Origin of the sequence: Methylobacterium brachiatum, assembly GCF_020523825.1 — a bacterium.
In the GTDB taxonomy this organism is placed as follows: Bacteria; Pseudomonadota; Alphaproteobacteria; order Rhizobiales; family Beijerinckiaceae; genus Methylobacterium; species Methylobacterium brachiatum.
On record NZ_JAJALK010000003.1, the window covers coordinates 218,845 to 244,955 of the forward strand.

The 26,111-nt window shown below is 70.0% G+C and carries 22 protein-coding genes; 12 read left to right on the forward strand and 10 right to left on the reverse strand.

Annotated features, from left to right (window positions below):
* Window positions 1-6 precede the first annotated feature (6 nt).
* The 8 genes from LGR69_RS08145 (at window position 7) to lpxB (ending at window position 10,493) form a co-directional block, all read left to right on the forward strand.
* A complete protein-coding gene (locus LGR69_RS08145) occupies window positions 7-1,590 on the forward strand; it encodes a DHA2 family efflux MFS transporter permease subunit (RefSeq protein WP_230365723.1) in 1,584 nt (527 codons plus the stop codon).
* Window positions 1,591-1,771: 181 nt separating this feature from the next.
* Window positions 1,772-2,926: a M50 family metallopeptidase gene (locus tag LGR69_RS08150; RefSeq protein ID WP_091862803.1), complete on the forward strand. Its 1,155-nt coding sequence runs from the start codon at window positions 1,772-1,774 to the stop codon at window positions 2,924-2,926.
* 402 nt (window positions 2,927-3,328) lie between these two features.
* Window positions 3,329-5,899: an outer membrane protein assembly factor BamA gene (gene bamA / locus LGR69_RS08155; protein ID WP_007561090.1), complete on the forward strand. Its 2,571-nt coding sequence runs from the start codon at window positions 3,329-3,331 to the stop codon at window positions 5,897-5,899.
* Between the two features lie 50 nt (window positions 5,900-5,949).
* Window positions 5,950-7,020 carry a UDP-3-O-(3-hydroxymyristoyl)glucosamine N-acyltransferase gene (gene lpxD, locus LGR69_RS08160; RefSeq protein ID WP_230365724.1) on the forward strand — a complete coding sequence of 357 codons (1,071 nt, stop codon included), beginning with the start codon at window positions 5,950-5,952 and terminating at the stop codon, window positions 7,018-7,020.
* Between the two features lie 134 nt (window positions 7,021-7,154).
* On the forward strand, window positions 7,155-7,631 hold the full coding sequence (gene fabZ / locus LGR69_RS08165; protein WP_091862797.1) for a 3-hydroxyacyl-ACP dehydratase FabZ: 477 nt from the start codon (window positions 7,155-7,157) through the stop codon (window positions 7,629-7,631).
* Complete coding sequence (gene lpxA / locus LGR69_RS08170) at window positions 7,628-8,446, forward strand: acyl-ACP--UDP-N-acetylglucosamine O-acyltransferase (RefSeq protein ID WP_230365725.1); 819 nt, start codon at window positions 7,628-7,630, stop codon at window positions 8,444-8,446. Before fabZ ends, lpxA begins: the two co-directional genes overlap by 4 nt.
* Before the next feature lie 8 nt (window positions 8,447-8,454).
* Window positions 8,455-9,324 carry an LpxI family protein gene (locus LGR69_RS08175; RefSeq protein WP_230365726.1) on the forward strand — a complete coding sequence of 290 codons (870 nt, stop codon included), beginning with the start codon at window positions 8,455-8,457 and terminating at the stop codon, window positions 9,322-9,324.
* On the forward strand, window positions 9,321-10,493 hold the full coding sequence (lpxB, locus tag LGR69_RS08180) for a lipid-A-disaccharide synthase (RefSeq protein ID WP_230365727.1): 1,173 nt from the start codon (window positions 9,321-9,323) through the stop codon (window positions 10,491-10,493). Before LGR69_RS08175 ends, lpxB begins: the two co-directional genes overlap by 4 nt.
* 141 nt (window positions 10,494-10,634) lie before the next feature.
* Here the strand turns inward: lpxB and LGR69_RS08185 are convergent, their stop codons facing one another.
* Window positions 10,635-11,297: a peptidase inhibitor family I36 protein gene (locus tag LGR69_RS08185; protein WP_230365728.1), complete on the reverse strand. Its 663-nt coding sequence runs from the start codon at window positions 11,295-11,297 to the stop codon at window positions 10,635-10,637.
* A 98-nt stretch (window positions 11,298-11,395) separates the two neighbouring features.
* On the reverse strand, window positions 11,396-12,028 hold the full coding sequence (locus LGR69_RS08190; RefSeq protein ID WP_007561106.1) for a 2OG-Fe(II) oxygenase: 633 nt from the start codon (window positions 12,026-12,028) through the stop codon (window positions 11,396-11,398).
* A gap of 298 nt (window positions 12,029-12,326) precedes the next feature.
* Between LGR69_RS08190 and LGR69_RS08195 the strand changes: the two genes are divergently transcribed.
* The 3 genes from LGR69_RS08195 (at window position 12,327) to LGR69_RS08205 (ending at window position 15,326) form a co-directional block, all read left to right on the forward strand.
* Window positions 12,327-12,647: a hypothetical protein gene (locus LGR69_RS08195; RefSeq protein ID WP_007561107.1), complete on the forward strand. Its 321-nt coding sequence runs from the start codon at window positions 12,327-12,329 to the stop codon at window positions 12,645-12,647.
* A gap of 152 nt (window positions 12,648-12,799) precedes the next feature.
* Window positions 12,800-14,911, forward strand: coding sequence for an ABC transporter ATP-binding protein/permease (locus LGR69_RS08200; protein WP_230365729.1), 2,112 nt, complete (start codon window positions 12,800-12,802; stop codon window positions 14,909-14,911).
* Window positions 14,912-15,029: 118 nt separating this feature from the next.
* Window positions 15,030-15,326 (forward strand): superantigen-like protein SSL4, encoded by a 297-nt coding sequence (locus LGR69_RS08205; protein ID WP_007561111.1) that lies wholly within the window; start codon window positions 15,030-15,032, stop codon window positions 15,324-15,326.
* Window positions 15,327-15,405: 79 nt separating this feature from the next.
* Here the strand turns inward: LGR69_RS08205 and eda are convergent, their stop codons facing one another.
* From eda to LGR69_RS08220, 3 genes are all read right to left on the reverse strand, one after another.
* Window positions 15,406-16,035, reverse strand: a complete 630-nt coding sequence (gene eda, locus LGR69_RS08210; RefSeq protein ID WP_230365730.1) for a bifunctional 4-hydroxy-2-oxoglutarate aldolase/2-dehydro-3-deoxy-phosphogluconate aldolase — start codon at window positions 16,033-16,035, stop codon at window positions 15,406-15,408.
* A 23-nt stretch (window positions 16,036-16,058) separates the two neighbouring features.
* A complete protein-coding gene (gene edd / locus LGR69_RS08215) occupies window positions 16,059-17,885 on the reverse strand; it encodes a phosphogluconate dehydratase (RefSeq protein WP_230365731.1) in 1,827 nt (608 codons plus the stop codon).
* Window positions 17,886-18,190: 305 nt separating this feature from the next.
* Window positions 18,191-19,312: a type II asparaginase gene (locus tag LGR69_RS08220; RefSeq protein ID WP_230365732.1), complete on the reverse strand. Its 1,122-nt coding sequence runs from the start codon at window positions 19,310-19,312 to the stop codon at window positions 18,191-18,193.
* 169 nt (window positions 19,313-19,481) lie between these two features.
* On the opposite strand from LGR69_RS08220, the gene LGR69_RS08225 reads away from it, so the two are divergent.
* On the forward strand, window positions 19,482-19,697 hold the full coding sequence (locus LGR69_RS08225; RefSeq protein WP_007561119.1) for a hypothetical protein: 216 nt from the start codon (window positions 19,482-19,484) through the stop codon (window positions 19,695-19,697).
* 181 nt (window positions 19,698-19,878) lie between these two features.
* On the opposite strand, the gene LGR69_RS08230 is transcribed toward LGR69_RS08225, so the two are convergent.
* The 5 genes from LGR69_RS08230 to LGR69_RS08250 form a co-directional block, all read right to left on the reverse strand.
* Window positions 19,879-20,898, reverse strand: a complete 1,020-nt coding sequence (locus LGR69_RS08230; RefSeq protein WP_230365733.1) for an acyltransferase family protein — start codon at window positions 20,896-20,898, stop codon at window positions 19,879-19,881.
* Window positions 20,899-21,083: 185 nt separating this feature from the next.
* Complete coding sequence (locus LGR69_RS08235; protein WP_230365734.1) at window positions 21,084-22,022, reverse strand: DMT family transporter; 939 nt, start codon at window positions 22,020-22,022, stop codon at window positions 21,084-21,086.
* Window positions 22,023-22,095: 73 nt separating this feature from the next.
* Window positions 22,096-23,364, reverse strand: coding sequence for an arsenic transporter (locus LGR69_RS08240; RefSeq protein ID WP_230365735.1), 1,269 nt, complete (start codon window positions 23,362-23,364; stop codon window positions 22,096-22,098).
* A gap of 51 nt (window positions 23,365-23,415) precedes the next feature.
* Window positions 23,416-24,717, reverse strand: coding sequence for a metallophosphoesterase family protein (locus tag LGR69_RS08245; protein ID WP_230365736.1), 1,302 nt, complete (start codon window positions 24,715-24,717; stop codon window positions 23,416-23,418).
* Window positions 24,718-24,737: 20 nt separating this feature from the next.
* Complete coding sequence (locus LGR69_RS08250; protein ID WP_230365737.1) at window positions 24,738-26,063, reverse strand: MFS transporter; 1,326 nt, start codon at window positions 26,061-26,063, stop codon at window positions 24,738-24,740.
* Window positions 26,064-26,111: the final 48 nt, after the last annotated feature.

A 26,111-nucleotide genomic window follows, 5' to 3' on the forward strand; every position in this document is an offset into this window, starting at 1 on the left:
CCGGCCGTGGCTGCCAGCGCCGCCCTCTCGGCCGCAATCCCGGCCGCCGCAGAGCCCCCCATGGACCGCCGCCGCATGGTGGCGTTCTTCTGTATGGTGTTCGGGATGTTCATGGCGATCCTGGACATCCAGATCGTCTCGGCCTCGCTGAACGAGATCCAGGCCGGCCTCTCGGCCTCCGGGGACGAGATCCCCTGGGTCCAGACCAGCTACCTGATCGCCGAGGTGATCTCGATCCCGCTCTCGGGCACCCTGTCGCGGGTGCTCTCGACCCGCTGGATGTTCGCGCTCTCGGCGGGGGGCTTCACGCTGATGAGCGTGATGTGCGCGACCTCCTCGTCGATCTCCGAGATGATCGTCTGGCGGGCCGCGCAAGGCTTCATCGGCGGCGGCATGATCCCGACCGTGTTCGCCGCGGCCTTCACGATCTTCCCGCCGTCGAAGCGCACCATCGTGTCGCCGGTGATCGGCCTCGTCGCGACGCTGGCGCCGACCATCGGCCCGACGATCGGCGGCTACCTCACCGACCTGATGTCCTGGCACTGGCTGTTCCTGATCAACGTCGTGCCGGGCATCGGGGTGACGATCTCGACCTGGCTCCTGGTCGATTTCGACAAGCCGAACCACGCCTTGCTGAAGTCGTTCGACTGGGCCGGCCTCGCCTTCATGGCGGGCTTCCTCGGCTGCCTCGAATACGTCCTCGAGGAGGGGCCGAACCACGACTGGATGCAGGACGAGGCGGTCTTCGCCTGCGCGGTCATCTGCGCGGTCTCGGGGCTGCTGTTCTTCTGGCGGGCCTTCACGGCCAAGCAGCCGATCGTCGACCTGCGGGCCTTCTCCGACCGCAATTTCGCCAGCGGCTGCGTGGCGAGCTTCGTGCTCGGCATCGGGCTCTACGGCCTGACCTACATCTACCCGGTCTACCTCGCCCGGGTGCGCGGCTACTCGGCGCTGATGATCGGCGAGACGATGTTCGTCTCGGGGCTGTGCATGTTCGCCACCGCCCCGATCGCCGGCCGCCTCTCCGGCAAGGTCGATCCGCGGATCATGATGGCGATCGGCTTCGTCGGCTTCGCCAGCGGCACCTGGATCGTGACCGGGCTGACCAAGGACTGGGATTTCTGGGAGCTGCTCTGGCCGCAGATCCTGCGCGGCTGCTCTCTGATGCTGTGCATGATCCCGATCAACAACATCGCGCTCGGCACCCTGCCGCCGGCCCGGATGAAGAACGCCTCCGGCCTCTACAACCTCACCCGCAACCTCGGCGGCGCGGTCGGCCTGGCCCTGATCAACACCGTGCTCAACGCCCGCTGGGACCTGCACCTCGCCCGGCTGCACGAGCGCTTCACCTGGGCCAACAACGCCGCGCTGGAGCGGCTCGATTCCATGCAGCGCGGCTTCGAGTCCTTCGGCAGCGCCGCGCCGAGCATGGCGCTCAAGGCCATGTCCAACACGGTGCGGATCCAGGGGCTGGTGATGGCCTTCGAGGACGTGTTCATGGCGCTCACCGTGCTGTTCCTGGCGATGGCCTGCGCCGTGCCGCTGATCCGCCGCCCGCGCGCGGCCGCCGGCGGGGGCGGGGGCCACTGACGGCTTCGGGGGCATGGGAGCGAGGATAGCGGGGATCCTTCGCCCCGATGTGCGCGCCCGCGCCCCGCGACCTCCCGCGGCAGTCCCGGCGGATTGCGTTGGCGATAAACAACACCGATCTGCTAAACCGGCCCGATGGCCGGCCTGAGACGCCGGCGCAGAGACGGCCAGGGATCGGCTCATGGACTTCCTCAACGCGATGGGCGGGACCGCCGGCGGCTTCTTCGGTGCCGTGATCCCGTTCCTGTTCGTGCTCACGGTCGTGGTCTTCGTCCACGAGATGGGCCACTTCCTGGTCGGGCGCTGGTGCGGCGTCGGCGTGCATGCCTTCTCGCTCGGCTTCGGCCCGGAGCTGTTCGGCTTCAACGACCGCCGCGGCACCCGCTGGAAGCTCTGCGCCATCCCGCTCGGCGGCTACGTCAAGTTCCACGGCGACGTGAACGGCGCGAGCATCCCGGATCCCGAGGCGATCGCCCGGATGAGCCCGCAGGAGCGGGCGACCAGCTTCCCGACCCAGCCGGTGGCCAAGCGCGCCGCGATCGTCGCCGCCGGCCCGGTGGCGAACTTCCTGCTCGCGATCCTGCTGTTTGCCGGGGCGATCTGGCTCGCCGGCCGCTACGAGCTGCCCGCCCGGGTCTCCTCGGTGGAGCCAGGCAGCGTCGCCGCCCAGGCCGGCTTCCAACCGGGCGACGTGATCACCGCCATCGACGGCCAGAAGATCGGCGACTTCAACGCCATGTACCGCACGGTGACCGGCAGCGCCGGCACGCCCCTGACCTTCACGGTGGAGCGTGGCGACCAGCCGATCACCATCCAGGCGACCCCGGCGACCTACGAGGAGAAGACGCCGTTCGGCCGCCACCGGATCGGCCGGCTCGGCATCCGCTCGCCCTCGGGCTCGGAGGCCCGGCTCGTCCGGTACGGGGCGCTGGACTCCCTCGATCTCGGCGTGCGCGAGACCTACTTCGTGGTCGAGCGGACCTTCTCCTACCTGAGCAAGCTCGCCACCGGCCGCGAATCCGCCGACCAGCTCTCGGGCCCGATCGGCATCGCCCGGGTCTCCGGCGAGGTCGCCAAGACTGGCGGCGTCGGCGGTCTCGTCGGCCTGATCGCGCTGCTTTCGGTCTCGATCGGCCTGCTGAACCTGTTCCCGGTGCCGCTCCTCGATGGCGGGCACCTGCTGTTCTACGCCTTCGAGGTGATCCGCGGCCGCCCGCTCAGCGAGCGCGCCCAGGAGATCGGCTTCCGCATCGGCCTCGCCCTCGTGCTGATGCTCATGCTGTTCGCGGCCTGGAACGACATCCTCAACCTCGGCGCCTCCTGGCGGAACACCTGATCCCGGGAGGGGGCGCCGGGTCCGATCTCCACCGGATTCGGCGCCCCAATCCCGCCGCGATCCCGCCCGGAGAGCGCCGCGAACGCGCCCCGGCGGGTGCTTAAAACAGCGTTAAAGCTCGGATTCGCCGACGCGAAAACAGAAGTGGCCGCAAAGATTTACGGGCCATTTACCATGATCGGCGCTTTGCCCCGGCGGGGTCCGCGCCGTTAAGTGGCGCGAAGGCCACGACCCCCCAAAATCCCCTGACGATGGCCTCCCGCGCGTTTGCTTGGCAGGGGAATCCCGCTAAGAGCTACGCTTGGACCTGAAGCCACGCTTGGACCAGGGTGACAGGACGACCGGTCAACGGCCGCCTGTGACGGGCTAACCCCCGCGACCAGAACAGAAACGGGCGATTGCATGATGTCGTTGACGGGGAAGCCCCGACGTAAGTCGGTGCGGAAGACCATCGTCCTAGTCGCTGCCGGTGCGGGCCTCGTCCTGAGCGGTGCCGCGCAGGCGCAGCAGATCGTCGTCCAGGGCAACCAGCGCGTCGATGCCGACACCATCCGGTCCTACGTGACCGGGACCGCGTCCGGCTCCGCCGAGGAGGCCCGGCGCAACCTGCTCGCCAGCGGCATGTTCTCGGACGTGAAGGTCGCCCAGTCCGGCGGCCGCACGGTGGTCACCGTCCGCGAGAACAACCTGATCAACCGGGTCGTGTTCGAGGGCAACAAGAAGGTCGAGAAGGCCACGCTCGAGGGCATCGTCGAGGCGAAGGCCCGCGGCCCCTACAGTGAGGCCATCGTCAACGCCGACCTCGCCCGCATCCGCGACGTCTACAAGCGTTTCGGCCGCGGCACCGCCAAGGTTACCTACCGGACCGTCGACCTGCCCAACGGCCGCGTCGACGTGATCTACCAGGTGGACGAGGGCGACAAGACCGGCATCATCTCGATCAACTTCGTCGGCAACAACGCCTATTCGGAGCGGACGCTGAAGGGGCTCATGAGCTCCTCCGAAATGAACTTCCTGTCGTTCATCAAGACCTCCGACGTCTACGATCCCGACCGCATCACCGCCGACCTCGACCAGGTGCGCCGCTACTACCTGAAGAACGGCTATGCCGATTTCCAGGTGGTCAGCGCCGACGCCCGCTACGTCGAGGGCGACAGCTCCGGCTACGTCATCACCATCACGGTGAACGAGGGCGAGCAGTACAAGGTCGGCGCGGTGGCGGTGGATTCCCGCCTGCCCGGCATCGACACCGCCAAGCTCGACGGCCAGATCACCGCCGCGGTGGGCGACGTCTACAACGCCGACGACGTGGAGCGGACGCTCAACAACGTCACCCGCGAGGTCAACCGCGCCGGCTACCCGTTCGCCCAGGTCCGCCCGACCGGCCAGCGCGATCCCGCCTCCCACCAGGTCTCCCTGGGCTTCGTGGTCGAGGACGGCCCGCACGTCTACGTCGAGCGCATCAACATCCGCGGCAACACCCGGACCCGCGACTACGTCATCCGCCGCGAGCTCGATATCGCGGAAGGCGACGCCTACAACCGCGTGCTTACCGACCGGGCCGAGCGGCGCCTGAACGGCCTCGGCTTCTTCAAGAAGGTCCGGTTCTCCAACGAGCCCGGCTCCGCGGCCGACCGCGTGGTCATCAACATCGATGTCGAGGATCAGCCCACGGGTTCGTTCTCGGTGGCGGGCGGCTACTCCACCCAGGACGGCATCATCGGCGAGGTCTCGGTCTCCGAGTCCAACTTCCTCGGTCGCGGCCAGTATGTCCGCCTCGCCGGCACCGGCGGCCAGTACTCGCGCGGCGTCGACTTCTCGTTCACCGAGCCGTACTTCCTCGGCTACCGGCTCGCCGCCGGCTTCGACGCCTTCTACAAGTACTCCGACCTGACCCGGTACTCGCGCTACGAGACCACGGTGTATGGCGGCCAGCTGCGCCTGGGCCTGCCGATCACCGAGGAGTTCGGCATCACCCTGCGCTACTCGCTGTACAACACCGAGCTGAAGGTCCCGAACACCCTCAAGCGGCCGTACAACGACTGCTCGACGCCGATCCCGGGCTACACCGCGACCTATGCCGGCGGTACGATCGACCCGAACAGCGGCCGCAACATCGGCGGCCAGTCGATCTACCCGAACTGCGCGTATGACGGCGAAGCCTCGATCGCCATCAAGGGCTCGCAGGGCAACACACTGACCTCGCTGGCCGGCCTGACGCTCGCCTACTCGACCCTCGACGTGGTCGGCGCGCCGCGCAACGGCCTCTACGCCGAGTTGAAGCCCGACGTCGCGGGTCTCGGCGGCGACTCGAAGTTCTTCCGCGTCACCGCGGATGCGCGCTACTACAAGGAGCTGTTCGAAGACGTGATCGGCTTCGTCCGGTTCCAGGGCGGCCACATCAACGCGATCGACGGCAAGCCGCTGCGCGTCACCGACGAGTTCTTCCTCGGCCCGTCGCTGGTCCGCGGTTTCGCGCCCAACGGCATCGGCCCGCGCGACGTCGGCATCGCCGACGCCCGCTCCAACGCCATCGGCGGCTCCACCTATATCGGCGGTACCCTCGAGGTGCAGTTCCCGCTGCCGCTCATTCCGCGGGATCTGGGCCTGAAGGGCGCGGTCTTCGCCGATGCCGGTACGCTGTTCGGCTATAACGGTCGGCGCAACTTCAACGTGAACGGCGACGGCTTCATCAACGGCATCTCGCCCCAGACCGGGAAGTGCAACTTCTCCGCGTTCAACATCGGCGTCGAGCCGGAATGCGTGAACGTCCGCGACACCGCCGCGATCCGCTCCTCGATCGGCGCCTCCATCCTGTGGAACTCGCCGCTCGGCCCGATCCGCTTCGACTACGCCTACGCCCTGACGAAGGACGAGGGTCAGTCGGTCTACGTGCCGCTGCTCGGCAAGGTCGGCCATATCGGCAAGGATCAGACTCAAGCGTTCCGCTTCTCGGGCGGCTCGCGGTTCTGATAAAATCCACGCGCGCCGGTCGGATTTCTCCGGCCGGAGCGTTGTCACGCATGTCAGATCCCGCTTTCTTCGCCGCGACCGGCTCGCTCACCCTCGCCGACATCGCGGTCGCCGCCGGCGCGGTCCTGCCCGAGGGCGCGGACCCGGAATACCGGCTCACCGGAGCCGCCCCGCTCGAGAGCGCCGGGCCGCACCACCTCGCCTACATGGACAATGCCCGCTACGGCGCGGCGCTGACCGAGACCCGGGCCGGGGCCTGCCTGGTCAGCCCGCGCTTCGCGGCGCGCTGTCCGGCCGGCACCGTCGCGCTGGTCAGCCGCGACCCGTACCGGGCCTACGCCGCCCTGCTCGGTCGCCTGCATCCGGATGCCATGCGTCCCGGCTCGCAATTCGGCGGGCGCAGCATCGCTCCGGGCGCCCATGTCCATCCGGATGCGCGCCTGGAAGAGGGCGTCACGGTCGATCCGGGCGCCGTGATCGGCCCCGGCGTCGAGATCGGGTCCGGCAGCGTCATCGGCGCGAACGCGGTGATCGGCCCGGGGGTGCGGATCGGGCGCGACTGCTCCATCGGGACGGGCACGACCTTGAGCCACGCCCTGCTCGGCAACCGGGTGATCCTGCATCCCGGCGCCCGGCTCGGCCAGGACGGGTTCGGCTTCGCCATGGGCGCGAGCCATCTCAAGGTGCCGCAGATCGGCCGGGTAATCGTCCAGGACGATGTCGAGATCGGCGCCAACACGACGATCGACCGGGGCGCCTCGCGCGATACGGTGATCGGCGAGGGCACCAAGATCGATAACCTGGTCCAGATCGCCCACAACGTCGTGATCGGGCGCCATTGCGTGATCGTCTCCGGGGTCGGCATCTCGGGCTCGACCACGCTGGAGGATTACGTGGTGCTCGGCGGCCAGGTCGGCGTCGTCGGCCATCTGCGCATCGGCCGCGGCGCCCAGATCGCCGGCTCGTCCAACGTCAACCGCGATGTCCCGCCGGGCAGCCGCTGGGGCGGTACGCCGGCCAAGCCGGTGCGGGCCTGGTTCCGCGAGCTGACGACGCTGGCGCGCCTGGCCGAGCGCTCGGGCATGGATCCCGAGAAGGATCCGGCCCCCGAGGCTGAGTGATCCCGGTCGCGATATCAGCCGCGCTGCCGGGAAACCCTTGCGCTTCCGCCGATTTCTTCCGAAGAGGGCGTCCGCCCGTCATGGAGGGCGGATATCGGTCCGCCCGGTGGCGGTGACGCGAGGTACGGGATTCGATGAGCGAGGCGGCGCGCGACACCAACGAGGAGCTGGGCACAGCCGACATCCAGACGCTGCTGGAGCTGCTGCCGCACCGCTACCCGTTCCTGATGATCGACCGCATCGTCGAGATCGACCGGGACGAATCCTGCGTCGGCATCAAGAACGTCACCGCCAACGAGCCGCAATTCATGGGGCATTTCCCCGGCCTGCCGGTCTTCCCCGGGGTGCTGCTGATCGAGGGCATGGCCCAGACCGCCGGCGCGATCTGCTGCCGTCACATCCGGACTGAAGAGCTGCAGACCAAGCAGGTGTTCTTCATGACCATCGACAAGTGCAAGTTCCGCAAGCCGGTCACCCCGGGGGATCAGGTGCGCTTTCACATGAAGAAGATGAACCGGCGCCGGACGATGTGGTGGTACCGCGGCGAGGCCCGGGTCGACGGTGTGCTGGTGGCGGAGGCCGAGATCAGCGCCATGCTGGTGACGGAGTGAGCGAGCCCCTCATCCACCCGAGCGCCGTGATCGAATCCGGCGCCGTGATCGGCGACGGGACCCGGATCGGCCCGTTCTGCCATGTCGGCCCCGAGGTCGTGCTGGGCGAGGGCTGCGAGCTGCTCAGCCACGTGGTGCTGGCCGGCCGCACCACGATCGGTCCCCGTACCCGGATCTTCCCGTTCGCCTCCATCGGCCACCAGCCGCAGGATCTGAAATACCGGGGCGAGCCCTCGACGCTGACAATCGGATCCGACTGCCTGATCCGCGAGGGCGTGACCATGAACCCCGGCACCAGCGGGGGTGGCCTCGAGACCGCGGTCGGCGATCACTGCACCTTCCTGGCCAATTCCCATGTCGGCCACGATTGCCGGGTCGGCGACCACGTCATCTTCTCCAACAACGTGATGCTGGCCGGCCATTGCAGCGTCGGCGATTACGCGATCCTGGGCGGCGGCGCCGCCGTGATCCAGTTCGCCCGGGTCGGTGCGCACGCCTTCGTGGGCGGCCTCTCGGGCCTGGAGAACGACTGCATCCCGTACGGCATGGTGCTCGGCAACCGCGCCTACCTGTCGGGCCTCAACATCATCGGCCTGCAGCGCCGGGGCTTCGCCCGGGAGGACATCCACGCGCTCCGGCGGGCCTACCGGCTGCTGTTCGCCCCCGAGGGCACGCTCATGGAGCGGGTCGAGGACGTGGCCGCGACCTTCGAATCCCACGCCGCGGTCTCCGAGATCCTCGCCTTCATTCGCGCTGGCGGCAAGCGCTCGATCTGCACCCCGCGCGAGCTTCCGGTCCCGATCGGGGCGGCCTGAGCCTCCCCATGGCCGAGGCCGCTCCGCTGCCCGAGGGCACGCTCGTCCTGATCGCCGGCGCCGGCCGGCTGCCCGAGCTGGTGGCCGAGTCCCTGAACCGGACGCACCGGCCGTTCCGGCTGATCGCCCTGCGCGGCTTCACCGACCGGTCCCTGCGCGCCCGGGCCGACGCCACCGTCGACCTCCTCGACCTCGCCGCGATCCTCAAGCTGCTGCGCCGCTGGGGACCGGCCGTGATGGTGCCGGCGGGCGGGGTCTCGCGGCCGAGCCCGGCCGCGCTGCTCAATGCCGGCGCGGCGCTCCGGAACCGCGAGACCCTGCGGGCGATCGCCGGGGGCGGCGACGACCGCCTGCTGCGCGCCGCCCTGGCCCTGGTCGAGGAGGAGGGCCACCGGGTGCTCGGCGTCCACGAGGCCGCGCCGGATCTGCTCTGCCCCGAGGGCCGGCTCGGCCGCCTCGGACCCGACGCGGATGCCGACGCGTCGATCCGCACCGGGCGCGGGGTGCTCGACGCGCTCTCGCCCTACGATCTCGGGCAGGCGGTGGCGGTCTCGGGCGAGCGCGTGATCGCCGTCGAGGGACCGGAGGGGACCGACCGCATGCTCGCCCGCGCCCGGGCGCTCGGGCGCAAGCCCTTCGGGCGGGGCCGGGCGCTGCCCGCGACCGTGCTGGTCAAGGCGCCGAAGCTCGGCCAGGACCTGCGCATCGACCTGCCGGCGATCGGCCCCCGGACCGTGCGCAACGCCGCGGCGGCCGGCTGCGTCGGCCTGGCGCTCGAGGCCGGCGGCACCCTGGTGATCGACCGCGTGGCCACCGCCGCGGAGGCCGACCGCCTCGGGCTGTTTCTGGTCGGCTACCGGCCCGGGGCCGGACCATGAGCGGGCCGAAGACCGTCTGGCTGGTGGCCGGCGAGGATTCCGGTGACCAGCTCGGGGCCAAGCTGATGCGGGCGCTGCGGGCGGCCGCGCCCGGGACCGTATTCGGCGGGGTCGGCGGCGAGGCCATGGCCGAGGAGGGGTTCACCTCGCTGTTCCCCCTCGATGACGTCGCCGTCATGGGCTACCTGCCGGTGCTCGCCCGCGCCCGGACCCTGCTGCGCCGGATCCGCGAGACCGCGACCGTGGTGGTGCGCGCCCGGCCCGACGTGCTGGTGATCATCGACAGCCCGGGCTTCACCCATGCCGTGGCCCAGCGGGTCCGGAAGGCGGCGCCCGGCATCCCGATCGTCGATTACGTGTCGCCGAGCGTCTGGGCCTGGCGGCCGTGGCGGGCTAAGGGCATGCGCGGCTTCATCGACCACGTGATGGCGCTGTTGCCGTTTGAGCCGGACGCGCATCTGCGGCTCGGCGGCCCGCCCTGCACCTATGTCGGCCACCCGCTGATCGAGCGCTTCTCGGATTTGCGTCCCTCCGCGCCGGAGAGCCGGCGACGGGAGGCGGTGCCCTACAGCCTCGTCATCCTGCCGGGCTCGCGCCGCGCCGAGATCGACCGGCTGATGCCGGTCTTCGGGCAGGTGCTGGAGCAGGTCTCCCGCATCCTCGAGGTCGAGGCGGTGCTGCCCGCCGTGACCCGCCACCGGGCGCTGATCGAGCGGCTGGCCCAGGCTTGGCCCGTCCCGGTGCGGGTGCTCACCGGCGAGGACCCGAAATACGCCGCCTTCCGGGGCGCCCGGGCGGCCCTGGCGGCCTCCGGCACCGTCACGCTGGAGCTGGCGCTGGCCGGCGTCCCGATGGTGGTGGCCTACAAGGTCTCGCGCGCGGAGGAGTTCATCGCCCGGCGCCTGATCCAGGTCCCCAGCATCGTGCTGCCGAACCTGATCCTGGCCGAGAACGCCATGCCGGAATTCGTCCAGGCGGACTGCACCGCCGAGCATCTCACCCGGGCGCTGCTGCCCCTGCTGGTCGGCGGTGCGGAGCGGGACGCGCAGAGCGACGCGCTCGCCCGGATCGACGGCCTGATGCGTCTCGCCGGCGACGACACCCCGAGCCGGGCCGCGGCGCGGATTGTTCTGGATGCGGCCGCCGGGCGAGTGAGCGGGGCCGCCTGACGGATCCGTGACACGTCCGACGGACGAAGACGTCGTTTCGTCCTTGCGAGCGCAGCGAAGCAGCGCGGTGCAGCCTGGGATCTCAAACCGTGGCGTTTCCCTGGGTCGCTGCGCTGCGCTCGCAAGGACGGAGTTAAGTTATCACCCCCCGCGCCGGCCGCAGCGGATATAGGCGGCCGTGCCGCGGCCGCTCGACCAGGTGAGGCGGTCGCCGTCGACCACGAGGCGGACCTGCGAGGACCAGTGCCGGCCGCGATCGCTGCACTCGGCGCCCATCACCCAGCCGTTCCCGACCCGGCGGCTGTCGTGGAAAGTGCAGATCGTCCGTCCGGCCCGGGCGCGGTCCTGCGTGATCGTGGCCGGGATGTAGCCCCGGCGACGGGAGCGGGCCGCGCAGGCATCGGCGGTCGGACCCCAGATGCCGACGAAGTCCGGGCTGGACGTGCTGGCCGGCTTGGCTGCCGAAGGCGTGACCGGAGCCGAGATCGCCGCCTGCAGGCCCGGCGCCGCCTGACGCGGGCTCGCCGGCGCGGCGGCGAGCGACGCGGCGTCCGGCCGCTGCGCGTCCGGGACGGATTCATCCGGCGTGTCGAGCATCACCACCCGGCGGCCCAGCGGTTTCGGCGCTGGGGCGGGCCGGGTCTCGGCGGTCTGCGAGCGGAACGGCAGGTCCTCGGTCAGGTAGGCGGCGCTGTAGGTGAATAGGCCGGCCCAGCCGAGGACGAGGAGGCCGGGCACGACGAAGCGACGCTTGGAACCGGTACGGGCATCCTCACCCGGATCGGCCAGCACGACCGCGCCCATTCGATCCCCCTGGTCCAGGCATCCGGCCCCGATTCGGGTGCCGGCCTGCGGGTGAAAAGCATGCCCTAACAAGAGCCTGGGTGAAACTGCCGTCGTGTTCAGCGTCCGAAGATCCCCTTGAGGAATTGCGCCGTCCGGTTGCGCTTGCGCTTGCGCTCGAGCTCGGTGGCGTCCTTGAGCCAGGCGACCTGCACCACGCGCCGCTCGCCCTCGAACGGCTCGTGGCCGTGCCAGGAATTGTCGGCCCGCAGGAAGGCGAACATCGTGCCCATGGTCGGCGGCACCTCGACCGCGAAGGGCGCGTAGTTGCGGCCGTCGTAGAGCACCCGCAGGCGGCCGGCGGCCGGGGCGTCCCAGGCATCGTTCATGTAGACCAGCAGCGTCAGCACCTTCGACGGGCCGTCGGTGTGGATCGAGCCGTATTTCAGCTGGCTCTTCCGCATGATCGTGGTGAGCCGCGGGCAGGAGACGAGGTCGATGCCGAACTTCTCGCCGAGGATCTCCGAGAACGCGTCGCTCTCCAGCTCGTCGATCAGCGCCTTGAACCGGCCCTTGAGGGCGACCTCGTCCACGGTGAGGTAGCCGGGCTTGGCGATGTCCGGGAAGTCGCGCCGGATCGCGTCGATCGCGTCGGGGTTCAGGACGTTGGTGCCGAGCGTGTACGGGTAGGGCTCGCGGGCGACCGGGGCGGCGCGCACCGCGGAAACGTCGAGGATCGAGAGGGCGGACATCTGCGGGTCCCTGAGCTCCAGCGCACGACGGCCGGCACGCCGGGCGCCGGAGGCGCGTGCCGGAGGGCCGACCGGGAGGTCCGTGCCGGGGCGGCCCGAGGGGCGTCCGCGGTCACGAAATCTTAAGCGTTCTCGGTGGTCCCGGAATCCCATAATCCGGTGATTGCGGCGGTCCAACGGCGAAAGCCGTGTGGTGGCGCATTCCGGTGACAGTCTCGGGCCGCCCGGCCGTGCAGGATGGCGCGATGCCCGAGGACTTTCTTCTCGGGTGCGTCGTGTATTCTGGAACCCATCCGCGATGAGGCCGCAGGTCCTCGCCTTGCTGTGCATTCACCTGATCGCCGCGACGATCGGGGCGGAGGCGCTTGCCCAGCCGTCCCGCTCGCCGCGTCCCGCCGGCACGGCGCGGATGACCTGCGCGGAGGCGATGGCGCTGGTGAAGAGCGAGGGCGACGTGGTCATCGCCGGCGGCACGGCGCCGGAGCGCTTCGTCAGCGGCCCCGGCCAGTGCAGTGGCGCCGAGATCGCCGAGCTGCGCTTCGTCCCCACCCGCGACAATCCGCAATGCCCGATCGGCTATCGCTGCCGCGAGCCGGGCTTCGAGGAGTGGAACTGGTAGCGCCGCAGGCCGCCTCGCGACCCGCCTGCGCGGATCGTGACCAAAGTTTCACGTGACAGCGCCGACGACATGCCACGTTCTCGCCACGACCCAGGGCCAAGGCCGCCGGGTTGCGTTCCTGAAGGGGCGCTCACGTTAGGCGGGAGACACGCGTGGCTTCACTCAGGACCGGGCTCGGGATCCAGGCCGTGCTCACGGCCGTGGCCGCGCTGATCCTGCTGGCGCTTCCGGGGATCCCCAGCCCGCCGCTCTACGTCTCGCTCGCCGGCTTCGTGATGGCCGGCATCCTGGTCGCGGCCAACGGCATCTCCGCCTATCTGAAGGTCTTCGTCTCGGTCTACGGGCTCGGCTACCTGCTGCTCGCCGGCATGAAGACGGTGGCCGCCATGGGCCTCCTGCCCCCGGTCGTGGCCGCGCTGCTGCCGCCGGACTTCGCCGCCACCGGCGCCGTGGTGTTCGGCGCCATCGTGCTCGGCGTCTCGTATCTCGAGCCGATCCGGGCGATCACCGACATCGCCGACCCGTATTTCGCCAATCGCGACAAGCCGACCAAGGAGATCGGCCTGTTCCGCTGGTTCGGCAGCACCGAGGGCCGGATCGGCCGCAACCTCGTCGCCCTCTCGATCTTCGTGAACTTCGCCGACGTGGCGCTGACCCTGCGGTTCAACTTCTTCTACCGCGACATCTACAACTCGCTCCAGGAATACGACGCTGCGGCGTTCTGGTACCAGCTGCTCTGGATCTTCATCCCGCTGGCGACGCTCAACATCGCCATCGGCATGTTCGACCTGTTCGTCGATTCCTCGCTGCACATCCGCTGGCGCACCTGGCTGACGCACAGCCTGTACGAGCGCTGGCTCGGGAACGGCACCCATTACCGCATCCCGTTCACCGACGAGGAGGCGGACAACCCGGATCAGCGCATCCAGGCCGACGTCAACCTGTTCATCCAGCAGACCGCGAGCCTGTCGATCCGGCTGCTCAGCCAGGCGGCGCAGCTCGTCTCGTTCATCGTGATCCTCTGGACCCTGTCGCGCGACTTCGTCGTGCCGTTCACCGATACGGTGATCCCGGGCTTCCTGGTCTGGCTGGTGATCGCCTACGCGGTGGTCGGCACCTGGCTCACCCACCTGATCGGCCGGCCCCTGATCGGGCTCAACTTCCGGCAGGAGCAGGTCGAGGCCGATTTCCGCTTCTCGCTGGCCCGCAACCGGATCTACTCGGAGCAGATCGCGCTGCTGCGCGGCGAGCGCGCGGAGGCCACGCGCCTCGGCTCGCTGTTCCACATGATCATCGACAATTACGTCGGCATCATCTTCCGCCGCATCAAGCTGATCGCCTTCACCTTCAGCTACCGGCAGGCGAGCGTGATCTTCCCGATGGTTCTCGCCGCGCCGTCCTTCTTCGCCAAGAAGATCACCCTGGGCGCGCTGCAGCAGACCTCGCAGGCCTTCTCGCAGGTGCAGAGCTCGCTGTCCTTCTTCGTGGATTCCTACACGACCCTCGCATCCTACAAGGCCAACACCATCCGTCTCGGCTCCTTCCGCCGGGCGATGAGCAAGGCCGAGGCGCTGGAGGCGGCGGGCTACGGGCTGGTCCAGGGCAACGAGACCGCCAACGGCGTCACCGCCCGCGGGCTGGTGCTCGCCCTCCCGGACGGCCGCGAGATCGTCTCGGCCCCGGAGCTGACCCTCGCCAAGGGCGGCGCTACCCTGGTCACCGGCCCCTCGGGTTCCGGCAAGTCGACGCTGTTCCGGGCGATCGCCGGGATCTGGCCGTTCGGCAAGGGCCGGGTCGACGTGCCGGCCGGGCAATCGACGCTGCTGCTGCCGCAGCGGCCCTATATCCCGCAGGGCACTTTGCGCGGCGCCGTGGTCTACCCGAACACCACCGACCAGTTCACGGACGCGGCGATCCGCGACGCCCTGACGGCGGCCCAGCTGCCCCATCTCGTCGACCGCCTCGACGAGACCGATACCTGGGAGCGGCGCCTGTCGGGCGGCGAGCAGCAGCGCCTCGCCATCGCCCGGGCGATCCTGGCCAAGCCCGCCTGGCTGTTCCTCGACGAGTCGACCGCCTCCCTCGACGAGCCGTCCGAGGCGAAGATCTACCGGATGCTGCGGGAGCGCCTGCCCGACACCACCATCGTCTCCATCGGCCACCGCTCGACGCTCGACGCCTTCCACGAGAAGCGGATCGTGCTGGAGCCGCAGGGCAATCTCTTCACCCCGCGGGAGCGCCTGGAGCCGCAACCGGCGGAATAAGTGCATTCGGTCACGACATCCCGGGGAAAATGCCCCGCAGAAGTTGCGAGATGGAAATATTAAGGAACCAGTGACTGCTGGGTCCGTTTGTCATGCGCTATATAAATCGGAGGAACGCATGACCAAGATCACGACCCTTGCAGGTGCCGGCGCTCTCATCCTGATGTCGACCGCCGCCTTCGCGGCCCCGTGCGCGACCGGGACGACCGTGACGCGCGACAAGGAAGCCAGCAAGGCCTCGACGGTCGATCCGAGCGTGAAGGACCCGACCTCCCCGGGCGCCAAGGCCGAGTCCCCCGGCACTGTCGGCGCGATGAAGAACGCCGGCACCGCGACGTCGCCCTCCGACGTGCAGGCTCAGTCGAGCGGCAAGCCGACCGCCGCCCAGGCGGCCAAGGGCGGCGACGACTGCTGATCGGTCTCAGCCACATCGGTCTTTGATGGAACGCCCGCCCGGCTCAAACCGTGGCGGGCGTTCTCGTTCGTCGGCGCCGTTAGGCGGCCTTACGCAGGTTGGCGGCGGTCCGGGCGGCGCGCTTGATGGCATCCGGGTCGAGCAGGCCGGGCTTCACTACCCAACTGCCGCCGACGCACAGCACGGACGGGATGGCGAGCCAATCCGGCGCGGTGGCCTCGGTGATCCCTCCGGTCGGGCAGAACTTCACCTGGCCGAACACGGCGGTCAGCGCCTTCAGGGCCTTGATCCCGCCCGCTGCCTCCGCCGGGAAGAACTTGAACCGGTCGAGCCCGTAATCGAGCCCGCGCATGATGTCGGCCGCCGTGGCGACGCCGGGCAGGTAGGGCACGCCGTTGGTCTTCGCGGCGTCGGTGAGCGGCTCCGTGAGCCCCGGCGAGACGATGAACTCGGCGCCCGCCGCCAGGGCGTTCTCGAGATCGACCGGGTTCAGGACCGTGCCGGCCCCGACCACCGCGCCCTCGACCTGGGTCATCTCGCGGATCACGTCCAAGGCGGCGGGCGTGCGCAGGGTGACCTCCAGGGCGGTCAGGCCGCCCCGGACCAGGGCCTCGGCGATCGGCCGGGCCTGGTCCACGTCCTCGATCACGAGGACCGGGATGACGGGCACGGAGCGCATCAGCGCGTCGATGCTGGTCAGATCGTTCATGATCGGCTTCTCCCGTTCGACGTTCAGAGACCGGCAGCCGCGAGCATGGCTGAGGCGCCCCGCTCGGCGGTGTCGGCCCCGTGGCGCATGAAAGCGAACAGCTCCCGCCCGGTTCCCGCCTCCGGGACCGGCTGGACCGCGTCCGCGCGGGCGGCCAGCTCCGCGTCGTCGACCATCACCTGCAGCAGCCCCTCGGCTGCGCTGAGGCGGATGATGTCGCCGTCGCGGATCCGCCCGATCGCCCCGCCGCCCAGGGCCTCGGGGCTCAGGTGGATGGCCGCCGGCACCTTGCCGGACGCGCCCGACATCCGGCCGTCCGTGACCAGGGCGACCTTGTGGCCGCGATCCTGGAGGACGCCGAGCGGCGGGGTCAGCTTGTGCAGCTCGGGCATGCCGTTGGCGCGCGGGCCCTGGAACCGGACGACCACGACCACGTCGCGCTCCAGCTCGCCGGCCTTGAACGCCTTGAGCACGTCGTCCTGGTCGGAGAAGACCCGGGCCGGGGCCTCGATGGTCCGCCGCTGCTCCTCGACCGCGCTGGTCTTGAACGTCGCCCGGCCGAGATTGCCGGTCACCAGCCGCATGCCGCCATCGGGCTGGAACGGGTTCTCAGGCCGGCGGATCATGGTCTCGTCCAGGCTCTCCGGCACCGCGTCCTCGAAGGTGAGCGCGTCGCCGTCGAGCTTCGGGTCGCGGGTATGGTCGCGCAGGGACTGGCCGGCCACCGTCAGGATGTCGTCGTGCAGCAGCCCGGCATCGAGCAGGGCGGCCATGACGAAGCTCATGCCGCCGGCGGCGTGGAAGTGGTTCACGTCGCCCGCGCCGTTCGGGTAGACCCGGGCGATGAGCGGCACGGCGTTGGACAGCCGGTCGATATCCTCCCAGTCGATCACGATGCCGGCGGCGCGGGCTATGGCCGGCAGGTGGATCGCGTGGTTGGTCGAGCCGCCGGTGGCGAGCAGGCCGACCGCGGCGTTCACGATCGCCTTCTCGTCCACGCACAGGCCGAGCGGCCGGTAATCGTTGCCGGCGCTGCCGATCTCCGTGAGCCGGTGGATCGCCGCCCGGGTCACGGCCTGCCGCAGCTTCGTGCCGGGATTGATGAACGAGGCGCCCGGCATGTGCAGGCCCATCATGTCCATCATCATCTGGTTCGAGTTGGCGGTGCCGTAGAACGTGCAGGTCCCGGCCCCGTGATAGGACGCGGATTCGGATTCGAGCAGCTCCGCCCGGCCGACCTTGCCCTCGGCGTAGAGCTGGCGGATCCGCTGCTTCTCCTTGTTGGCGAGCCCCGAGGGCATCGGCCCGGCCGGGATCAGGATCGCCGGCAGGTGGCCGAAGCGCAGCGCGCCGATCAGGAGGCCGGGCACGATCTTGTCGCAGATGCCGAGCAGCGCGGCGCCATCGAACATGCCGTGGCTGAGGCCCACCGCGGTCGAGAGCGCGATCGTGTCCCGGGAGAACAGCGACAGCTCCATGCCGCGCTGCCCTTGCGTGACCCCGTCGCACATCGCCGGGGTGCCGCCCGCCACCTGGGCGGTGGCGCCGCGCTCCCGGGCGAAGACCTTGATCTGGTCGGGATAGCGCCCGTAGGGCTGATGCGCCGAGAGCATGTCGTTGTAGGCGGTGACGATGCCGATATTCATCACCGTGCGGCCGTCGCGCAAAGCCGGCTTGTCCTCGCCGGAGGCGGCGAAGCCGTGGGCGAGGTTGCCGCAGGCCAGCGTCGGCCGATGCACGCCGGACTCGCGCTCCCGGGCGATCAGGTCGAGATAGGTCCGCCGGGACTCGCGGGAGCGCGCCACGACGCGCTCGGTGACCGCCGCGACCTCGGGATGAAGCTCGGTCATGCTGGTTCCTCCGTCCAGGGTGCCGACGGATCGTCAGGCCGGTACCGATCCTGGCCGCGACCGCGTCGCACCGGCCTATCTAGGCGGTGCCCGGGACGATGTAACCCGGCCCCCGCGCAGGGCGGCCGAGCGCGGCCGCCGCCGATGGCCTTGCCGATCCCGTCCCCATCCCGAGCTGCGCCAGCGCGCCGCGAAGGAGGGCTCCAGGCAGCGCGGGGCCGGCTGGCGGGTACCTTCGAGGGCGCCGTTGCGCGCCGCCGCCTCAGGATGAGGTCGCGGGTGCGCGGTCTGAGAGCGACGGGTGATCAATACTCCCAGAAGATGCGCTGCAGCTCCTTGGTGTCCTGGGTCTTGGTCAGCGCCACGGCGGCCAGGATCTTGGCCTTGGCCGGATTGAGGTCGTGGGCGACGACCCAGTCGTATTTGTCGTCGGGCTGCTCGGCGTTGCGCAGGACCAGGCCGTCCGGCACCCGCGAGGAGCGGATCACGATCGTGCCCTTGGAGCGGATGTCCTTGAGCTTGTCCACGAGATAGCCGGCCACCGAGCCGTTGCCCGTACCGGCGTTGACGATCGCCTTGGCGCCGGCCTGGACCTCGGCATCGTAGATGCCGGGGATCATGTTGCCGGAGCCGTAGACGATGCCGACCAGCGGCAGGCTGTCGATCTGGTCGATGTCGAACTCGGAGCTGGTGTTGTGCCGCTTGGAGAGCGCCCGGAAGAAGTAGGTCTTGCCCTCGATCACCATGCCGAGCGGTCCCCACTGGCTGTAGAAGGCGCTCGGGACGACGTTGGTCCGCTTGTTCACGTCGCGGCCCGACTGGATCGTGTCGTTCATCGTCACGGTGACGCCCTTGCCGATCGCCTCCTTGCTGGCCGCCACCGTCACGGCGTCGAGCAGGTTGAGGGCACCGTCGGCCGAGATCGCCGTACCCGGCCGCATCGACCCGACCACCACGATCGGCTTGTCGCTCTTGACCACGAGGTCGAGGAAGAACGACGTCTCCTCCAGGGTGTCGGTGCCGTGTGTGATGACCACGCCGTCCACGTCGTCCTGCTTGAGCAGGGCGGAGACGCGCTTGGCGAGCTGGACCAGCTGCGTGTCGGTGAAGCTCTCGGAAGCGATCTGGAAGACCTGCTCGCCGCGCACATTGGCGATGGTGCTGACCTGCGGCACCGCCGCGATCAGCTTGTCCACCGGCACCTTGGCGGCCGTGTAGGTCGCGCTGTTGGCCGCGTCGGCGCCCGCGCCCGCGATCGTGCCGCCGGTGGCCAGGATCACCACGTTGGGCTTCTTCACCGCCGCCGCAGTGCTGGCATCCGTCATCTCGCGGGCGCGGAGCGGGGTCGCCCCGAGCGTGCCGGCGAGCACCAGCGCCAGGGTCGCTCCGCGCAGGGCTCGGCCCGCGCCGCTTCGGCATGAGATCATCGGGGATCCTTGTGGTCTGACGGTGGATCGCGAGTCGGGCTCGCCGGTCGGGATCGTAGACCCCGCCCGGTGCGAGGCAAGTTTCGTGCAGCCGATCCGCTGGCGGATGGATCCATTTCGTAAGCTTGGGCGTTGTTATGCGACGTTGTTCGTTCGGAGGTAGACCCCCATGCTGCATCTCGCCGGCCTGCTCGACGAACTCGAGCGGAGCGAGCCCGCACGGGCCGCGATGGCGATCCTCGAATCGGCCCTGGCCCGTCGGTCCGTCGAAGAGCAGACCGCGTTCTGGCGCGCGGTCGATCTGTACTACGTCTCCCGCAAGGCCCCGCCCGAGCCCACGCCGGGCATGATCGGCGCCGCACCGCAGATGGCGGCCGCGGTTTAACGGGGCGGGACATCCGTTTCGGTTTCGGGCATCCGGTGGAGGGTTAGGCGGCGACCTGACGGCTTTGTCCCATTCGTGACCTTTGCCTGAGGCGTGCTGGGCGCATCTCAGGATGCCGACGCGGTCTCATTTCTTGCAGGCCTTGCGTCGGCTTTCTCGCGAGCGCGAAGTCGGACGGTCTTCAGGATGTCGCGTACGACTTCGCCTCACTGCGGTTCCGGCCCGCGGCGCGATCGAACGCGCGGTTGAGGTAGCGGCGCGTCGGCCGCTCGATCAGGAACAGGCTGGCGATGCCCAGGGCGATGGCCGGCAGGACGAGGGCTTTGGCGAGGCGCCCGCCCATCGCCTCGTGCAGGACGTAGAACGGCTGCTGCCACAGGTAGATCGAGTACGACCAGGCGCCGAACAGGACGAGCGGCGTCGATGTCAGGCCCCGGCGCAGGACGTCCGGGGCACTGGGGATCGTGGCCACCGCGGCGGCGAGCGATGCGGTGCCGAGGCTGTACTTGATCGGGTCCGGTACGGCGTCGACGTTCAGCATCAGGCCGAGGAGGAGCAGCACCGCTGGCCGCCAGGACGGCCTCGCGCGCATGGGATCGCTGCGCCCGAACTTCAGGTAGGCCACTGCCCCGAGCAGGATCGAGGCCGCCCGCACGTCGCTGCGCCAGTAGACATCCGTGTAGCTGCCGCCGAGCGCGGTGGAGATGAGGCCGTTCAGGCAGGCCAGGGCGGCCAGAGCGGCCAGAACCGGGAGCAGGGCGAAGCCGAACCGGCGCCAGAGCAGGGCGATCAGCCCGAGCAGGATGTAGCTGTGCTCCTCGACGCAGAGCGACCAGACATGGTCGACATTGGGTACCTCGGCGAACCACAGGCGGTAGTAATTGTAGGTCAGCGTCAGCGCGGCGAGGTAGCCGTAGAGGTGCCGCTCCCGACCGGTGGCAAGGGCGAGGACGGTCATCGCCAGCACGAAGCCGATCAGGGCCGGGCAGATCCGAGATGCGCGGCGGGCGACGAAGCGCGTCAGCGGCACGGAGCGCACGAACAGGATCTCCGCCATCAGGCGCCCGCTCAGGACGAAGAACAGCTCCACGCCGAAACGGCCGAGATTGATCCCGCGGCTGGTGGCGAAATGGCCGACGAGCACGAGCAGGATCGCGCAGCCCCGCCAGCCATCGAGCACGGGAAGGTGACGCGGGAGCATGGGACGCCTGCCGGTTCAACTTCAGCGACGGTCCAGGCAGGCCCGCTACCCACACGGGGCCGAGATGGTCTTAAGCGGTAGGCCGCGCCGGCCGACCCGCCCGGCGCCTCGAAAGACGTAGCGGGTCCGGCGCCTCCCAGGCGCCCGACCCGCGGGCCGGAGGTGCCGACGCGGCTGGGGCCCGATCAAAACACCGAGATCAGCACGATGCCGGCGGCCATCAGCAGGCCGCCGATCAGCCGGCCGATGCCGGCGCGGACGCGCTTCATCCCGAGCCAGCCGAAATGGTCGATGGCGATGGAGGTGAACAGGTTCGCAGTGATCAGCAGGCCGTTGAAGGCGCCGGCCCCGACCTTGTCGACGAAGAGCAGGCCGGCGAACACCGCAACCGCGCCGGCGATGCCGCCCAGCGCGCCCCACCACGGCACCCGCGCCACATCCGCCCGGGTCGGCAGCGGCGTCGGGCGGAGCAGGAACACGAACAGGAACACCAGGGCCACGGGCACGAACGACACGGTGGCGGCGAGCCAGGGGTTCACCAGGGCGCCGCGCAGCTGCGCGTTGAGCACCACGCCGACCGCCTGGAGCGAGCCCGCGACCAGGATGAACGGGTAGAGCAGCTTGGCCATCAGGCCGCCCTCGCGCGATTCCGCCGTCGCGTCGTCCGATTTCGGGCCGGTGGCGCGGGCGATGAACACGATGCCGACCACCATCAGCAGGCCGCCGAGCCAGGGCATCGGCTTGAAGCCGCCGGCCTGCAGGCCGAACAGGCCGAGGCTGTCCAAAGCCAGCGAGGTCAGGATGTTGGCCGTGATGGTCAGGCCGTTGAACGGGCCGGCCCCGACCTTGTCCACGAAGGCGAGGCCGCCGAACACCGCCACCGCGCCGGCCACCCCGCCGAGCGGCGCGTACCAGGGCATCGAGCCCAGGGTCTGCAGCGTCGGCAGCGGTGTCGGCATGGTGAAGAACAGGATCGTGAACACGATCACGATCGGCATGAACGAGTAGGTCGCCGCCAGCCACGGATTGACCAGCGCGTCGCGCAGGCGCGCGTTCATGGAATTGCCGAGCGCCTGGAGCGCACCGGCGACCAGGATGAAGGGATAGAGCAGGGCGGCGTTCAAGGGTCCGGTCTCCGGTCGTGGGAGGGCGAGGCGGTTGGGAAAGGCGTCGTCCTGGGAGCCGGAGACCGGATTCTCAGACGAGGAGCAGGGCTCCGAGCGCGAGCACGAGGGCGGGCGGCATCACCAGCAGGCCGAGCTTGAGGAACTGCCAGGCCGACACGTCCTCGCCCTCGCGGCGGATCGCGGTGAGCCACAGGATCGTGGCCAGTGACCCGGTCACCGAGAGGTTCGGCCCGAGATCGACGCCGATCAGAATCGCGCCGGCGACCTTGTGCGAGACCTCGGCCGCCTGGACCGCGGCCCCGGCCAGCAGCCCGGCCGGCAGGTTGTTCACGAGGTTCGACCCGAAGGCGACGATGGCCCCGCCCGCCCAGGCGGTGGCGGCGGGGTCGGCCTGGGCGTAGCCTTTCAGGGTATCGGCCAGCAGGGTGAGGATCCCGGTCTTCTCCAGGGCCTCGACCAGCACGAACAGGCCGGCCACCAGCGGCAGCACCGCCCAGGACACGTCCTTCACCACCTCGACCAGGCCGCCGCGGTTGAGCGCCACCACCAGCAGGGTCGTGGCGAGGCCGGCCACGAAGGTGGGCAGGCCGAGCTCGATTCCGGCGGCCGAGGCCCCGATCAGCGCGCCCGCGGTGGCGATGATGCCGAGCCCCGCGACCTTGCCGCCCAGCCCGAGGCGCACGGTCTCGACCTCGGTCTTGATGGTCTGGCCCTTGAGCCGGCTGTTCTGGGTCAGCCGCAGCACCGCGTAGGTCGCGACGATCGCCAGGACCGAGGGCAGCGCGAAGGTTGCGAGCCACTGGCCGAGGGGCGGCATGTCGGTGGCGAACACCACGAGGTTGGCCGGGTTCGAGATCGGCAGCACGAAGCTCGCCGCGTTGGCGATGAAGGCGCAGATGAACAGGTAGGGCAGGGGCTCGGCGTCGGCGGCCTTGGCGGCGGCGTAGACCGCGGGCGTCAGCACCACCGCGCAGGCATCGTTGGACAGGAACACCGTCACCACCGTGCCGACGATGTAGATCAGCAGGAACAGCCGGGTCGGCGAGCCCTTGGCGGCGCGCACGGAGAGGCCGGCCAGCCAATCGAACAGCCCTTCCTTCCGTGCAATCTCGGCAAGCAGCATCATGCCGACGAGGAACAGGTAGACGTCGGTGCCCTTGGAGACGCCGTCGAGGGCGACCTGCCAGGGCAGCAGGCCGAGCACGACCAGCAGGGCGGCGCCGAGCACCGCCCAGATCGCCTCCGGCCACGAGAACGGGCGCACGATCACGCCCAGGGTGGCGAGCGCGGCGATGCCCCAGGTCGCCAGGTTCGGTGTCAGGGTCAGTCCAGCAAACACGTCGAAACATCTCCCCCCGGAGTCGTGGTGAGGATCACCACTGGGTCACGATCACCACTTGCGGCCGTAGCGGTTGGGCCCGAGCTGGTCGCCGCGCACGCCCTTGCCGACCCAGGATTGGATCCGGCCCGCGTCGCTCCCCGGTTTATGCGGCATCGGTGGTGGTGCCACGCTGTCCGAGGCGGCGATCACCGGCTCGATCACGTCGGTGTCGACGAAATCGGGGCCGTGGCCGGGCCAGCGTCCATCGACCGCCTCGACCTGGATGCTGCGTCCGGCCCCGTCCCAGGCCAGAGCCGTCTCGTAGCAGCGCGAATCCGGACGACGCTCCATCAGCAGCCAGGGTCCGGTATCGACCCGGCAATGGACGTAATCCGGCGGGGCATCGGACAGCACAAGTGCCCGGACCGTGACCCGCCCTTCGGCGTCGAGCTCCATGCCGCTGCTCGCGGGCGACGTCGGAAGGGTGGCGACCCGCCGGTCGGCCGGGCTGGTGATCAGCACGAAGGGCGCGGTCCGGTCCAGGGCGCGGAAGCGCCAGCTCGTCACCGGCCCGTCGATCGCCGCGACCGCGTAGCCGACCGAGCCGTCCTCGTTCTGCCCCACCGAGCGGGCGGCGGCGTAGAGGGTCCGGCCGTCGGGGGCGAGCTCGTTGTAATGGGTGTGGCCCATCTCCACGAGGCGCACCCGCGTCGCCCAGAACAGGCCGCCGATGTCGAGGCGCTCGTCCGGCTCGCGCAGGTCGTCGGGATAGGCGTGCATGAACACCGCGCACGGAATCTTCTGCGCGCCGGCCTCGGCGAGCTGGTCGCTCAGCCACTGCGTCTGCGGGCGGCCGAGCCGGAAATCCAGCCCGATGCCTTTCCGGCCGAAACCCGGGCTGACCATGTCGACGAACAGGCAGCGCACGCCCTGGATATCCATGCTCGCGCAGTAATGCGGGACCGGTTCGACCGGCCAGGTTTCCGGGCAGCCGGAGGGCGGCTGCTCCAGGTTCCAGACCACCGGCTCCGGCAGGCGGTCGCCCAGGCTCGCCGCGAAGGCCTGGAAATCGTCCATCCGGCCGTGCTGGCGGTCGTGGTCGCCGGGGATCAGGCGCACCGGCAGGTCGGGATGCCGGTCCAGCGCGGCCTTCAGGATCCGGTATTCCGAAGCGTAGCCGTTCTCGGCCAAGTCGCCGGGCAGGTACACGAAGTCGAACAGGTCGCGCGGGGCGATCGCGGCGATCTGGTCGAAGATCGCGTTGAGGTCGTGGGCATTCCGGGCCGCTTCGTCCTGCAGATGCAGGTCGCCGACATGCAGGAAGACGAGCGGCTCGCGCCGCGGCGCGGGGCGGGGATCGGGGGCGGACATGGGGCGCTCCTGCCGGCCGGTCAGGCGCGCGCCGGCACGGCCGGGGGCAGGCCGGCACCACTATCCGGCGTGCCGGTGGCGGCTTCCCCGCCCCGGGTCTCGGGCATCAGCGTCAGGTAGAGGACGAAGCCGAGGCCGGCGATCGCCGCCAGCGCCAGGAACGCCGCGGAATACCCGGCCGACACGATGATCAGCCCGGCCAGCGTCGCGCTCACCGAGGCGCCGACACCCTGGGCGGTGGCCACCGCGCCCTGGGCGGCGTTGAACCGTCCGGCGCCCCGGGTCAGGTCGGCCACGACGATCGGGAACAGGGCGCCGTAGATCCCGGCCCCGACCCCGTCGAGAAGCTGCACGCCGACCAGCCAGAACGGGTTGTCCGAAAGGGTGTAGAGCACGCCGCGCAAAGCCAGCACGCCGAAGGCGGCGAGGAAGATCGGCTTGCGCCCGATGATGTCGGCCTTGGCGCCGACGAAGATCGCCACCGGCACCATCACGCATTGCGCCGCGACGATGCACACGGCGATCAGCGAGGTCGCATGGTCCTTGCCGGAGAGGTGGGTGAGCAGCTGGCCGACCGAGGTCAGCATCGCCGCATTGGACAGGTGGAAGATCGCGCAGAGCACGGCGAACAGCATCAGCGGCTTGTTCTGCAGCAAGGTCGCCAGGCCCGACGGCTTCTCGTCCGCCTTGGCCTCCGCCTCGGTCATGCCGCGGGCGAGGTCGTCGTCGATCGCGTCGGCCGGGACCATCAGCATGGCGCCGATCGAGAGCGCGGCCAGCACGCCCATCAGCCAGAACACGACTATCGGCCCGAAGAAATAGGCGAGCCCCCCGGCGATGGCCGCGGACGCCGCGTTGCCGGCGTGGTTGAAGCCCTCGTTGCGGCCGATCCGCTTGGCGAACATTTTCGGGCCGACCACGCCGAGCGTGATCGCGGCCAGCGCCGGCGGGAAGATCGTGCCGGCCACGCCGGCGATCGATTGGGTGGCGGTGACGAGGTAGAAATTCGAGATGAACGGCAGGATCAGGCAGCTCACCGTCACCGCGACGGCGCCGCCGATCACCACGGCGCGCTTGTGGTTGGTGGCGTCGATGAGGGCGCCGGCCGGCGTCTGAGCCACGAGCCCGAGGATACCCGCGATGGTCATGACCAGGCCGGTGGTGGCCTCGTTCCAGCCCTGGTCCGGCCCGCGCACCGCGATCAGGTAGATCGCCAGATAGGGCCCGAGCCCGTCGCGCACGTCGGCCAGGAAGAAGTTGAGGGCGTCGAGGCCGCGCAGGGCCTTGGCGGAGGGAGTCCGGACGGTCGCGCCGCGCGCCGCCGCTCCGGTATCGGTCCTGTCCATCCTGCCCTGGCCCCCGCACGCATGCCGCCGCGGACGACCCGATCCGGG

Excerpts from the sequence above, each read along its gene's own strand:
- lpxB (WP_230365727.1), top strand. The coding sequence starts at position 9,321 with ATGAGCGGGCCGAAGACCGTCTGGCTGGTGGCCGGCGAGGATTCCGGT.
- LGR69_RS08150 (WP_091862803.1), top strand. The coding sequence starts at position 1,772 with ATGGACTTCCTCAACGCGATGGGCGGGACCGCCGGCGGCTTCTTCGGT.
- eda (WP_230365730.1), bottom strand. The coding sequence starts at position 16,035 with ATGAACGATCTGACCAGCATCGACGCGCTGATGCGCTCCGTGCCCGTC.
- bamA (WP_007561090.1), top strand. The coding sequence starts at position 3,329 with ATGATGTCGTTGACGGGGAAGCCCCGACGTAAGTCGGTGCGGAAGACC.
- LGR69_RS08175 (WP_230365726.1), top strand. The coding sequence starts at position 8,455 with ATGGCCGAGGCCGCTCCGCTGCCCGAGGGCACGCTCGTCCTGATCGCC.
- edd (WP_230365731.1), bottom strand. The coding sequence starts at position 17,885 with ATGACCGAGCTTCATCCCGAGGTCGCGGCGGTCACCGAGCGCGTCGTG.
- LGR69_RS08205 (WP_007561111.1), top strand. The coding sequence starts at position 15,030 with ATGACCAAGATCACGACCCTTGCAGGTGCCGGCGCTCTCATCCTGATG.
- LGR69_RS08230 (WP_230365733.1), bottom strand. The coding sequence starts at position 20,898 with ATGCTCCCGCGTCACCTTCCCGTGCTCGATGGCTGGCGGGGCTGCGCG.
- fabZ (WP_091862797.1), top strand. The coding sequence starts at position 7,155 with ATGAGCGAGGCGGCGCGCGACACCAACGAGGAGCTGGGCACAGCCGAC.
- LGR69_RS08225 (WP_007561119.1), top strand. The coding sequence starts at position 19,482 with ATGCTGCATCTCGCCGGCCTGCTCGACGAACTCGAGCGGAGCGAGCCC.
- LGR69_RS08220 (WP_230365732.1), bottom strand. The coding sequence starts at position 19,312 with ATGATCTCATGCCGAAGCGGCGCGGGCCGAGCCCTGCGCGGAGCGACC.
- lpxD (WP_230365724.1), top strand. The coding sequence starts at position 5,950 with ATGTCAGATCCCGCTTTCTTCGCCGCGACCGGCTCGCTCACCCTCGCC.
- LGR69_RS08190 (WP_007561106.1), bottom strand. The coding sequence starts at position 12,028 with ATGTCCGCCCTCTCGATCCTCGACGTTTCCGCGGTGCGCGCCGCCCCG.
- LGR69_RS08245 (WP_230365736.1), bottom strand. The coding sequence starts at position 24,717 with ATGTCCGCCCCCGATCCCCGCCCCGCGCCGCGGCGCGAGCCGCTCGTC.
- LGR69_RS08185 (WP_230365728.1), bottom strand. The coding sequence starts at position 11,297 with ATGGGCGCGGTCGTGCTGGCCGATCCGGGTGAGGATGCCCGTACCGGT.
- LGR69_RS08250 (WP_230365737.1), bottom strand. The coding sequence starts at position 26,063 with ATGGACAGGACCGATACCGGAGCGGCGGCGCGCGGCGCGACCGTCCGG.
- LGR69_RS08195 (WP_007561107.1), top strand. The coding sequence starts at position 12,327 with ATGAGGCCGCAGGTCCTCGCCTTGCTGTGCATTCACCTGATCGCCGCG.